Annotated in this window: 8 protein-coding genes; 4 read left to right on the forward strand and 4 right to left on the reverse strand. The window is 71.1% G+C overall.

The window, feature by feature from the left end:
- Positions 1–48: 48 nt before the first annotated feature.
- The 3 genes from ACFYTE_RS17710 to ACFYTE_RS17720 form a co-directional block, all read right to left on the reverse strand.
- Positions 49–807, reverse strand: coding sequence for an MASE1 domain-containing protein (locus tag ACFYTE_RS17710; RefSeq protein ID WP_388710533.1), 759 nt, complete (start codon positions 805–807; stop codon positions 49–51).
- Positions 804–3515: a SpoIIE family protein phosphatase gene (locus tag ACFYTE_RS17715; RefSeq protein WP_388710819.1), complete on the reverse strand. Its 2712-nt coding sequence runs from the start codon at positions 3513–3515 to the stop codon at positions 804–806. The genes ACFYTE_RS17710 and ACFYTE_RS17715 overlap by 4 nt, the downstream gene beginning before the upstream one ends.
- A 138-nt stretch (positions 3516–3653) precedes the next feature.
- Positions 3654–4319 (reverse strand): hemerythrin domain-containing protein, encoded by a 666-nt coding sequence (locus ACFYTE_RS17720; RefSeq protein WP_388710536.1) that lies wholly within the window; start codon positions 4317–4319, stop codon positions 3654–3656.
- A gap of 236 nt (positions 4320–4555) precedes the next feature.
- Between ACFYTE_RS17720 and ACFYTE_RS17725 the strand changes: the two genes are divergently transcribed.
- Positions 4556–5422: a DMT family transporter gene (locus ACFYTE_RS17725; protein ID WP_388710539.1), complete on the forward strand. Its 867-nt coding sequence runs from the start codon at positions 4556–4558 to the stop codon at positions 5420–5422.
- Between the two features lie 102 nt (positions 5423–5524).
- Positions 5525–7336 (forward strand): thiamine pyrophosphate-requiring protein, encoded by a 1812-nt coding sequence (locus ACFYTE_RS17730; protein ID WP_388710540.1) that lies wholly within the window; start codon positions 5525–5527, stop codon positions 7334–7336.
- 18 nt (positions 7337–7354) lie between these two features.
- On the opposite strand, the gene ACFYTE_RS17735 is transcribed toward ACFYTE_RS17730, so the two are convergent.
- Complete coding sequence (locus tag ACFYTE_RS17735; RefSeq protein WP_388710543.1) at positions 7355–9136, reverse strand: glycoside hydrolase family 15 protein; 1782 nt, start codon at positions 9134–9136, stop codon at positions 7355–7357.
- A gap of 217 nt (positions 9137–9353) precedes the next feature.
- Between ACFYTE_RS17735 and ACFYTE_RS17740 the strand changes: the two genes are divergently transcribed.
- Both ACFYTE_RS17740 and ACFYTE_RS17745 read left to right on the forward strand, forming a co-directional pair.
- A complete protein-coding gene (locus tag ACFYTE_RS17740; protein WP_388710545.1) occupies positions 9354–11153 on the forward strand; it encodes a thiamine pyrophosphate-requiring protein in 1800 nt (599 codons plus the stop codon).
- Complete coding sequence (locus ACFYTE_RS17745) at positions 11150–12298, forward strand: enolase C-terminal domain-like protein (RefSeq protein WP_388710548.1); 1149 nt, start codon at positions 11150–11152, stop codon at positions 12296–12298. Before ACFYTE_RS17740 ends, ACFYTE_RS17745 begins: the two co-directional genes overlap by 4 nt.
- The last annotated feature ends 113 nt before the right edge of the window (positions 12299–12411 follow it).

Genomic DNA, 12411 nt, shown 5'->3' on the forward strand with positions numbered 1-12411 from the left:
CCGTAGCCGCCCTGGCCGTCGTGCCAGCGTTGAACGCCTGCAGAGCGATCATGCTGACGAGAGGTCATGTCCGGCGAACGGCCCTGTTCTGCGGGTGGCGGCGAGGATCGCGAAGGTCGATACGGCCAGGGCGCACGGGGCTGCCCCGCTGCGCTGGAAGCGCAAGGCGGCCCAGATGAGCACCGGGAAGGCGAGCAAGACCAGCGGTGCGGGAGACGCTTCGAGGACGGCGACGGCGGCGGTGGCCACTACGAGCAGGGAGCCCTCCACCCACCGGGACCGCGGCACGTCCTTCGGCCGGTGCGCCGAGCGGAGGATGAGCAGGACTGGGGTGACCATGAGCACGCCCATCGCGTCACCGGTCCACCCGACCCACCACGTCGGCCAGAATCGGTCGTCGGGCAGCGCGCCGGCGAAGTGCAGCGTGTCACTGCCGACCGTTGCGCTGATGAGCATGCCGGTGAACGCGCCCAGGAAGATCAGCCCGAGCACGTCCCGCAGGTGGTTCATGGTGGTGCGGAATCCGGCACGGTGAAGCAGCGCAAAGGAGCAGATGGGCGCGAGTGTGTTGCCCGCCGTGATCGCGAGCACGGCGGGCAGCGAAGGGCCGAGTGCGATGTTGATCAGGAACGCGCCGAGTGCGATCCCCGGCCAGACCCGCTGTCCGAGGAGGAGCAGGCCGGCCAGTGCGATGCCCGTCGGCGGCCACAGGGGCGTGACCTGGCCGCGCACGAGCTGCCGGAGCAGACCCAGCCTGCCCGAGGCGTAGTACAGCGCGGCGACCACAGCCCGGGCAGGCGCGGTCACAGGCCGGCGTCGTCCCAATGGCTCAGGAGGCGGTCGACGAGGTCGGATCCTTCGTCCCGCAGGCCGCCGTGAAGGGACTGCTCGGCCCAGATGACCTTGCCCCGCGCGGTGTAGCGGGTGCCCCAGCGCTCGGCGAACTGGGCGACGAGAAACAGCCCGCGGCCGCCCTCATCGGTGGTGGCCGCCCGCCGCAGGTGCGGGGAGGTGCTGCTGCCGTCGGAGACCTCGCAGACCAGGGTGCGCTCGCGCAGCATGCGGACCCGGATGGGCTGGCTGCCGTAGCGGATCGCGTTGGTGATCAGCTCGCTGAGGATCAGTTCGGTGGCGTACCCGATCTCCTGCAGTCCCCAGGCGTCCAGGATGCGGCCGCAGTCGGCGCGGATCGGGGCCACCGCCGCGGGATCGGAGGTGACGCCCCACTCGGCGACCTGGTCCCGGGCGAACAGCCGGGTGCGGGCCACCAGCAGCACGACGTCGTCGTGCGGGCAGGCGGGCAGCGCCGAGTCGAGGACGTCGTCGCAGGTCTCCTCGGGGCTGCGGTCGGCACCCGAGGTGAGGGCGTCGCGCAGCGCCTTCAGGCCGGTGCCGAGGTCGCGGTCGGGTCCCGTCAGGAGCCCATCGGTGAAGAGCACCATCCGGGACCCCTCGGGCAGCAGGATGTCGGCCGTCTCCACGGGCAGGCCGCCGCCGGCGCCCAGGGGAGGGGAGGCGGGAACGTCGGGGAAGGAGACGGTTCCGTCGGGCCGTACGACGGCCGGCCCGGGATGGCCGGCCCGCGCGACGGTCACCCGGCCGGTGACGGGGTCGTAGATCGCGTACAGACACGTGGCTCCGGTGATGCTCGCGCCGCCGCCCCCCGCCTCCTCGGAGTCGATGCGGCTGATCAGCTCGTCCATGTGCACCAGCAGATCGTCCGGGAGGAGGTCGAGGGCGGAGAAGTTGAGCACCGCGGTACGCAGCCGTCCCATCGTGGCGGCGGCGTGCAGTCCGTGGCCGACGACGTCGCCGACCACCAGCGCCACCCGGGCACCGGGCAGTTGGATGACGTCGAACCAGTCCCCGCCCACTCCCGCCTGGGCGGGCAGATAGCGGTGGGCCACGTCCAGGGCGGACTGCTCGGGTATGCCCTGCGGCAGCAGGCTGCGCTGCAACGTCACGGCCATGGTGTGCTCGCGGGTGTATCGGCGGGCGTTGTCGATGGCCACGGCGGCACGGGCGACCAGTTCCTCCGCGATCGACACATCCTCCTGCTCGAACGGCTCGGGCGTCCCGGAACGCCAGAAACCGGCCACCCCCATGAGGACGCCCCGCGCGCGCACCGGGATCACGATCACCGAGTGGATCCCGTGCTCGACGACCCAGTCGGCGGCGACAGGATCCTGCTCCCGCCAGCCCGCCGTGGGGCCGTTCATGAGCAGGGGCTCCTCGCTCGCGAAGGCGATCCCCTGAGGACTGGCGGGAACGAAGTCGACCAACCTGCCGACGTGGTACAGGAGCTGATCGCCCTCGACGCCGGTGACGGCCGTGCGGCGCATCGTCGTACCCGCCGGTTCCCCGCCCTCAAGGATGGAGGCGACCAGATCGACGGTGGCGATGTCGGCGAACCGGGGGACCGCGAACTGCGTCAGCTCCTCTGCGGTCCGGGTCACGTCAAGGGTGGTGCCGATCTTGGTCATGGCGTCGTAGAGCATCCGCAGGCGGCGTTCCGCCGCGGCCGCCTTGCCGGAGACGGCCCGCAGCTCGGTCGTGTCACGCAGCGTGACCACGCTTCCGGCCGCGGTGCCATGGGGTGCGGTCGGTCTCACGTTCACCGACAACAGGCGCTCGCCCACCCTGTGCACCTCGTCCGAGGCCGTCCGGCCGGAGATCAGCAACTCGGCGATGTCCGCCTCCAGACCGAGGTCCTTGAGGGGGCGTTGCTCCGCGTCCCCGGGCAGCCGCAGCAGCCGCCGTGCCTCGTCGTTGGCCAGCAGCAGCCGTCCGTTGTCCCCCACGATGAGCACACCTTCGCGCGCGGCGTGCAGCACCGCGTTGTGGTGGTCGTACATCCGCCGCAGTTCGGCCGGCTCCAGGCCGTGTGTCTGCCGCCGCAACCGCCGGCTCACCAGCGCCGACCCGGCGGTCACCAGCACCATGGCGCCGCCGGCCGAACCGAGGACGAGGGGCAGTTCCCGGATGACCCTCGCATCCGCGTTCTTGACCGTGATGCCCACCGAGACCAGCCCGACGATCTTGTGGTCGGTGTCGACCACCGGAACGGTGGTGTTCACGGCCGGGCCCATGGGCGTGGTGTACGTGGAGGAGTACGTCTGTCCGCCGAGCGCCTTGCGGTAGTCGCCGACCACATGCTTGCCGATCAGCTGCGGAAAGGCACTGGTCCATTTGTAGCCGGCCGGGCTGAACGCGACGACGTAGTCGACTCCTGATGCCCGTCGAACCTGCTCGGCGCGCGGCTGAAGCAGTGCGCTCGGCTGGTCCGACTTCATGGCGGCAAGCGTTCCCGGCGCGTGCGCGAAGGTCTCCGCGGCGACGAGGGAGCGGCCCTGTGCCTCCTGGAGGCTCGCCGAACGCGCCTGGAGCAGGAGCGCCACCACGGCCGCCAGGCCGAACGGGATCAGGATCACCAACTGCAGCACGAAGATCTGACCCGCAACACTGCGCACGTTCAGTGAAACGCGGCGACGTCGCCCCGGGGCAGGCGGTGACATCCCAGGGCCGGCGCTGTCCCCCGACCGCCTGAACAGGCTGGAGAGCCGTCCCATGGTTCCTTCTTAACACCGGGCGGGGACGGGGGCGACCGGCTGTTCCGTCTGCCGCTGACCACATCGGCGGCACTGCCGTGAGCGTCAGGGGGTCTTGCGGTGCTGAAGGGCGTCGAGCGCTCGGTCGACCGGGCCGAGGACCGGCGCGGCCAGCTTGTTCGTGGCCTCGTTGTTGACCCAGCGGTGCGGCCTTGTCGGCGCGTAGACCTGGGTGAGCTTGACCTCGGCACCCAGCATGCTCAGCCGGGCCGGGCTGACGGCCTTGCGCAGCGCCTTGAACTCCTCGCGCTCCTCACGGGCGGCGTGCCGGGACACCGCGCGCCGTACCTCGTTCAGCTGCCGCAGATAGCCGGCGCCGTCGGGGCCCGTCCGCCACAGCGCGATCAGCAACTGCTTGGCCTCCCGCTCCTCGTCGCGGCGGCGGGCGGCCAGCTCGCGACCGTGCCGCAGCGCCCGACGGGCGACGGGGTGGACGTGGGCCTCTTCGGCCGCCTCGTGCACGGCGAGCAGGCGCATCAGCCGATCGAAGTTCCGGCGCCGCCACGGACCGGGCAGCGCGGCCCGCAGAAAGCCGAGTTTGATCTGCCGGTGCTGTCGGGTGAGCACATCGACGACGCTTTCCGCGCCCATGGCACGGGCCACCCGCAGTGACCAGGCAGGCGTGGTTTTCGCCACCTTCGCCGTGGCCTTCGCGGTGAGCAGCGGCTTGGTCGGCAGGTTCAGCGCGGCCGGTTTCGTCAGGGTTCGCATGATGCCTCCTTGCTGCGGTCTCAGCGGTCGCGGGTACCCGTGAGCCGCCCCGCCGACGCACACCCGACGGGTTGGTTTCCGCCTCTGCCCGAGCCGGACGGGCCCGCGACGAGCAGGTGTACGAACGGCCGCCGACACCGTACGCGGCGGCCCGCGCACGGGCGGTTGCGGTGTGGAACTGCGGAGTCCTGCCCAAGCACATACGGTGGCGATGTCCGGTGAGACGGGTAGCTCCCATGGTCTATGTCTTCGCCCTGGCCGCCGCATGCCTGCTCGGCATCGGCTTCGTGCTCCAGCAGCACGCCGCCGAACGGGCGCCCGTTGCTGACGTCCTGCGGTTCCGGCTCCTGTGGGACCTCGCGCACAACGGCGTGTGGCTCGGCGGGATCGGCTGCATGGTGGCCGGGCAGCTGTTGAGTGCCGTCGCGCTCGCCGAGGGTGAATTGTCCCGGGTGGAACCACTGCTGGTCACCAATCTGCTGTTCGCCTTCGCGCTGGCGCGTCGGCTGAGCGGTCAGCGGATCGGTACCTCCGGCTGGGCGGGCGTCCTGCTGCTCGGCGGAGGCGTGATCGCCTTCGCCCTGGCCGGGCGGCCCAGCACCGGCGCGGCGCAGGCGGGGGCCTTCCGGCAATGGACCGTCATCGGCCTGGTCATCGGTCTCTCCCTCATCCTGATCGGTGTCGCACGTCATCTGCCGCTGTTCGAGGAGCCGCCGTTGCTGGCGACCGCGGCGGGCATGCTCTACGGTCTGCAGGACGCCCTGACGCGCATGTCCAGCGGGATCATCGGCAGCGAGGGGGTGGTCGCGCTGCTCGTCAGCTGGGTGCCGTACACCTTGGTCGCGCTGGCCGTGACCGGCCTCATGCTGGTGCAGAGCGCGTTCGAGGCGGGTCCGCTGCGCATGTCCTTGCCGGCGCTGACGGCCGCCGAACCGCTCGCCGGCATCGCCTGCGGCGTCGGCTTCCTCGGCGACCGCCTGCGCACCGAACCCCTCGCGTTGGCCTGGCAGGTCGCGGGGCTGGTCGCCATCGTCGCCGGCGTCTTCGTGCTCGCCCGCCACCCGGCCATGCCCGGTCGGGACGCGACCGACGCCGGCCGGTAGCGCGAACCGATGCGGCTGTACGGCGGATGCCCGGGGTTTGTGCCGGACGCGTCGAGGCAACCCCCTCCTCGACCCTCCGCACCCCCGGCTCAGGAGAACCCCATGACCCAAGTCGCCGACTATGTGCTGCACCGCCTGACCGAGTGGGGCGTGCAGCGTGTGTACGGCTATCCCGGAGACGGCATCAACGGGCTGCTGGGCGCTTTCGACCGCGCCCGGGGCAACCCGGAGTTCATTCAGACGCGGCATGAGGAGATGGCCGCTTTCATGGCCTGCGCGCATGCGAAGTTCACCGGTGAGGTGGGCTGTTGTACGGCGACTTCGGGGCCGGGGGCGGTGCATCTGCTCAACGGGCTGTACGACGCGAAGCTGGACCATCAGCCGGTGGTCGCCGTGGTCGGCCAGCAGAAGCGGCTCTCCCTCGGCGCCCACTACCAGCAGGAGGTGGATCTGGAGCGGCTCTTCGCCGATGTCTCGGAGTTCTGCCAGATGGTCGTGCATCCGGGACAGGCCCGGCATGTGATCGACCGCGCCTTCAAGACGGCTCTCACCACCCGCGGTGTCGCCACGGTCATCATCCCGAACGACGTCCAGGAGGAGGAAGCCCAGCCGTCGCCGCCGAAGACGCACGGGTCGGTGTTCTCCAGCGTCGGCTGGAGCCGGCCCCGGGTCCTGCCGGACCCCGGCGAACTGCGCAGGGCCGCGGACGTCCTCAACGAGGGCAGCAAGGTCGCCATGCTGGTGGGCCAGGGAGCCGCCAACGCCGAGGGGGAGGTCGTCGAGGCCGCCGAACTGCTGGGGGCGGGGGTCGCCAAGGCGCTGCTGGGCCGCGAGGTGCTGCCCGACGACCTGCCGTTCGTGACCGGCCCGATCGGTCTGCTGGGCAGCAAGGCGAGCGACGACATGATGCGGAACTGCGACACCCTGCTGATGGTGGGCACCAGCTTCCCGTATGCGGAGTGGCTGCCGGACGAGGGCCAGGCACGCGGTGTCGAGATCGACATCGACGGACGCATGATCGGCATCCGCTACCCCATGGACGCCCATCTCGTCGGCGACGCCAAGGAAACCCTCAAGGCGCTGATCCCGCTGCTGCGTCGCAAGGAGGACCGCGGGTGGCGCGAACGGATCGAGAAGGACGTCCGCGCATGGAACGACCTGTGCGACCGCTGGGCCGGGCAGCACTTCGAGGGCCTGATCAATCCGCAGGCGGTGGCGGCGGAGCTGTCGTCGCGGTTGCCGGACGGGTGCATTCTGACGGCGGATTCGGGGTCGGGGACGAACTGGTGGGCGCGGCATCTGAAGCTGCGCCGGGGCATGCGGGCGTCGCTGTCGGGGACGCTTGCCACGATGGGTCCGGGGACGCCGTACGCGATCGCCGCGCGGTTCGCCCATCCGGACCGGCCGGTGATCGCGTTCGTCGGTGACGGCGCGTTCCAGATGAACGGCATGAACGAGATGATCACCGTGAAGCGGTATCTGGACCGGCTGTCCGGTCCTGCGCCGTTCGTCTTCTGCGTGTTCAACAACCAGGACCTCAACCAGGTCACCTGGGAACAGCGCGCCATGGCCGGCGACCCGAAGTATCCGGGCTCCCAGGACATCCCCGACGTTCCCTACGCGGCATACGCCCAGTTGCTCGGCCTGAAGGGCATCGTCTGCGACGACCCGGCACGGGTCGGTGCCGCATGGGAGGAGGCACTGGCCTCCGAAGTGCCCGTGGTGCTGGAGTTCAAGGTCGACAGCGAGATCGCGCCGATCCCGCCGCACCTGATGAAATCCCAGGGCATGAAGGCCGTCAAGGCGGCGCTGCACGACCCGGCGCGGGTCGGCATCGCGGCCAAGGGCGTACGGCAGAAGATCACCGAGTATGCCGAGCACCTTCCGGGCCGCGGGGACCATGCCCGGATGTGAGGTGCGCGCGAGGGCCGCTCAGACCGGCAGTGTCGAGGCGTCGTTCAGGCGCACCGCGCACTCCAGCAGGAGCACGTGGACGAACGCCTGGGGCAGGTTGCCGCGCAGCCGGCGCTGACGTACGTCGTACTCCTCCGCGAACAGCCCGGGCGGTCCGCAGGCCGCCCGGGTTCGCTCGAACCAGCGCAGCGCGCCGACCCGGTCGCCGAGGTGGTCGGCGGCCAGCGCCATGGTGAACCCGCAGAGCAGGAAGGCACCTTCGGCCTCACCGAGGGGGATGCCCGGGTGGGCGAAGCGGTAGAGGTAGCCGTCCTCGGCCAGCCGCTCCTCGATGAACCGGCGGGTGATCGCGTTGCTGGGATCGTCGGCGGGAGGACAGCCACGGGCCAGGGGAGTGAGCAGGGCGGCCTCCGGCCCGTCGTCGGCGGCGGCCCTGCGCCACCGGCCGTCCGGCCGCAGACAGCGGCGGCGGGTTTCCGCGAAGACGAGGCCGGCGGTCCGGGCACAGCGCTCGCCCGTCCGGCCCGGCAGCGCCCCGGCCAGGCGCCGCAACCCGCAGACCACACTCAGCCGCGACTGGGTCCACCACCGTTCGTCGAGTTCCCACAGCCCCGCGTCCGGCCGGCTCCAGTTGCGTTCCACCGCGTCGACCGCGACCGTGACCGCTCTGTGCGCGTCGGGCGTGAGCCGGTCGTGGTGCGCCGCGGCGGCGAACAACGGGAGCACCTCCCCGAACGCGTCGAGCTGGAACTGCCGGGCCGCCCTGTTCCCGATGCGGTCGCCGCCGCCGGGATAGCCGGTGAGCGCAAGCCCCCGCTCGTCCGGCACGGGGCCGCCGTCGACGGTGTACGCCGGGTGCAGCCGGTCGCCGTCGGCGAGGACGCGTTCCGCGGTGAACCGTACGGCGGTGTCGAGGAGTTCGTGTGGGCCGTGGGCGGCGACGGCGAGGCCCGCGTAGCACTGGTCGCGCACCCAGGCGAAGCGGTAGTCGTAGCTCCGGCCGGTGTTGGCGCGCTCCGGCAACGACGTGGTCGCGGCGGCGACCATGCCCCCCGAGGAACTGGTCAGGCCGCGCAGCACCGCGTAGGCGTGCCGGGCGTCGCGCGGCGCGGCAAGGCCGGAGCAGTACGGCACGGCCCGCCGCCACGCCTCCTCCGTCTCCTTCCAGCACCGCTGCGGGTCCGGCCGGGGCGCGTCGGCCCGCGTCGACAGCTCAAGGACGAGATCGTGCTCCTCGCCCTTGCGCAGGCGGACTTCACCGCGGAGACCGGACTCGGGATCCCACGCGGCCCGGTGCGCACCGGCCAGCCGCAAGCGCAGCCCGCCCGCCTCTGCCGTCCACACGTCCCCCTCCGGCCGAGGGTCACGCATGCGGCCGGCGCCGAATCCGGGCCGCGGATCGAGGGTGAGCCTCAGGCGCGCCTCGCCGCGTTCCACCCGCATCCGGCGCAGCACCACCAGGCGGTTCGCGGACGCCGGCATGGCCAGGGCGTCACGGCATTCGATCACCGAGCCGGCGGTCAGCCAGCGGCTCACCCGGATCAGGGTGCCGTCCTCGTAGTAGCCGCCCCAGACATGCCAGGGGTCTTCCGGTTCGACCCCGAAGTACCCACCGCCCCCTACCAGGGAGGAGAACACCGCGTCACTGTCCCACCGGGGTGCGCACAACCAGACGATCCGCCCCTCCGGGTCCACCACGGCGCCGCGTTCGCCGTCGGCGAGAACCGCATAGCCCCGCAGTACCCACGGTGGGCAGAGACCGCCTCCCGGCGCTCGGCGTTCGTCCGCTCTTTCCTCCATGACACGGGGGGTTCCCGACGGCCGGGCCAGGAAACGACCGGTACGCCGACCGGCTCGCCGGCCGGAGCGCTGTACGACGGGGCTCCTTGCCCGGCAGAGCCGTCCGGCCGAGCACATGTTCGTCAGGACGGGGGAGCGGCACCACCGGTTGTTTACGCGACGCGGCTCCTGGTCACCCCATGCCCAGGGCACAGGTGCGTATCCGAGGGAGCACGTCATGACGCTGGTGGCCGACTACGTACTGGAACGGCTGAAGGAATGGGGGATCGAGCGGGTCTACGGCTATCCCGGAGACGGCATCAACGGGCTGCTGGGCGCTTTCGACCGCGCCCGGGGCAACCCGGAGTTCATTCAGACGCGGCATGAGGAGATGGCCGCTTTCATGGCCTGCGCGCATGCGAAGTTCACCGGTGAGGTGGGCTGTTGTACGGCGACTTCGGGGCCGGGGGCGGTGCATCTGCTCAACGGGCTGTACGACGCGAAGCTGGACCACCAGCCGGTGGTCGCCGTGGTCGGCCAGCAGAGGCGGCTTTCCCTCGGCGCCCACTACCAGCAAGAACTCCCTCTCGCCCAGCTCTTCGCGGACGTCTCGGACTTCTGCCAGACGATCGTGCACTCCGGTCAGGCGCGCCACGTGATCGACCGGGCCTTCAAGACGGCCCTGACCATGCGATCCGTCGCGACCGTGATCATCCCGGAGGACATCCAGGAGGAGGACGCGCAGCCCTCGCCGCCGAAGACGCACGGGTCGGTGTTCTCCAGCGTCGGCTGGAGCCGACCGCGCCTGCTTCCGGACCCGGACGAGCTGCGCAAGGCCGCGGCGGTCCTCAACGCCGGAACCAAGGTCGCCATGATCGTCGGCCAGGGGGCCGCGCACGCGGAGAACGAGATCGTGGAGACGGCGGAGCTGCTGGGGGCGGGGGTCGCGAAGGCGCTGCTGGGCCGCGAGGTGCTGCCCGACGACCTGCCGTTCGTGACCGGCCCGATCGGTCTGCTGGGCAGCAAGGCGAGCGACGACATGATGCGGAACTGCGACACCCTGCTGATGGTGGGCACCAGCTTCCCGTATGCGGAGTGGCTGCCGGACGAGGGCCAGGCCCGGGGCGTCGAGATCGACATCGACGGACGCATGATCGGCCTCCGGTATCCCATGGACGCTCATCTCGTGGGGGACTCGAAGGAGACCCTCAAGGCCCTCGTGCCCCTGCTCGCACGCAAGGAGGACCGTGGTTGGCGGGAGCGGATCGAGCAGGATGTCCGCGAGTGGGACGTCATCTGCCAAAAGCGCGCCGGGCAGCACTTCGGCGGCCTGATCAATCCGCAGGCGGTGGCGGCGGAGCTGTCGTCGCGGTTGCCGGACGGGTGCATTCTGACGGCGGATTCGGGGTCGGGGACGAACTGGTGGGCGCGGCATCTGAAGCTGCGCCGGGGCATGCGGGCGTCGCTGTCGGGGACGCTTGCCACGATGGGTCCGGGGACGCCGTACGCGATCGCCGCGCGGTTCGCCCATCCGGACCGGCCGGTGATCGCGTTCGTCGGTGACGGCGCGTTCCAGATGAACGGCATGGCCGAAATGATCACCGTGAAGCGGTATCTGGACCGGCTGTCCGGTCCTGCGCCGTTCGTCTTCTGCGTGTTCAACAACCAGGACCTCAACCAGGTCACCTGGGAACAGCGCGCCATGGCCGGCGACCCGAAGTATCCGGGCTCCCAGGACATCCCCGACGTTCCCTACGCCAGATACGCCGAGATGCTGGGCCTGAAGGGCATCCGCTGCGACAAGCCGAGAAAGGTCGGGAAGGCATGGGACGAGGCGCTTGCCTCCGATGTGCCCGTGGTGCTGGAGTTCAAGGTCGACCAGGAGATCGCGCCCATCCCGCCGCACATCATGCTCGCCCAGGGCAAGAAGGCGGCCAAGGCGGCCGTCCGTGACCCGGAACGGGTCGGCACCGCGGCCAAGGGCGTACGGCAGAAGTTCGCCGAGGCGGCCGAGCGCCTGCCGGGACGGCATGCGTGAGCGACGACGGCCCGGGACGGGAGCTGCACGGCTGCCGGATCGACTCCGTGGACGTGCACGCCTTTGAAGTGCCGACCGACGGGCCGGACGGGCAGGAGCAGGACGGCACGTTGGAATGGGACTCCACGACCATGGTGCTGGTCCAGGTCGGCGCCGACGGTCGCACCGGGCTCGGGTACACCTACGGCGATGTGTCGGTCGCCGCGTTCGTCGAGTCCAAGCTCGCGCCGCTGGTGCAGGGCCGGACCGTCACGGCGCCCGCTGCCCTCTGGCACCGGATGGGACGGCAGATCCGCAACGCCGGCCGCCCCGGCGTCGGAGCCATGGCGGTCTCCGCGGTGGACGTGGCGCTGTGGGACCTCAAGGCCAGGCTGCTCGACCTGCCGCTGATCCACCTGCTCCCGGCGTACCACGACCGGGTGCCGGTGTACGGCAGCGGCGGGTTCACGAACTACCCCCTCGACCGGCTCACGGACCAGCTGGCCGGTTGGGTCGGACAGGGGATCAGCCGCGTCAAACTCAAGACCTCCCGGCATCCCGAACGGGACCCGCAGCGGCTGAGCGCGGTGCGGCAGGCCATCGGTGACGAGCCGGAACTCCTCACCGACGCCAACGGTGCGCTCGGCCGCAAACATGCGTTGTACTGGGCCCGCCGTTTCCATGACGAGTGGGACGTGCGGTGGTTCGAGGAGCCGGTCAGCTCCGACGACCTGGACGGTCTGCGCCTGCTGCGGGCGCGCGGACCCGAGCTGCTGGAGATCGCCGCGGGCGAATACGCCTACACGACACGGGACTTCGCCGACCTCGTCGAAGGCCCCGCCGTGGACTGCCTCCAGGCCGACGTCACCCGCTGCGGAGGCATCACCGGCGTACTGGAGGCGGCCGGCCTGTCGGCGGCCCACCATCTGGATCTGTCGGCGCACTGCGCGCCCGCCGTCTCGGCCCACGTCTTCTGCGCCGTGCGCCGGCTGCGGCACCTGGAGTACTTCCACGACCACGTGCGACTCGAAGGCCTGGTCTTCGACGGCACCCTGGCACCGGACGGGGGCACACTGCGCCCCGACACCAGAAGGCCGGGACACGGCCTGGAGGTCAAATGGCCCGACGCCGAACGCTACCGGGTCTACGGCACGCGGGCCGCGTGACCGGACCGCGAAGGAGACCGAAGAACCGATGGGACGGCTTCTCCTGTCCAGGGACCGTCCCGACAACCCGGAGCCGGCGGAGGACCGGCCGCGTGGTGGCGGTCCTGACGGCC

It is taken from the genome of Streptomyces sp. NPDC004629 (assembly GCF_042873595.1).
Classification (GTDB): Bacteria; Actinomycetota; Actinomycetes; order Streptomycetales; family Streptomycetaceae; genus Streptomyces.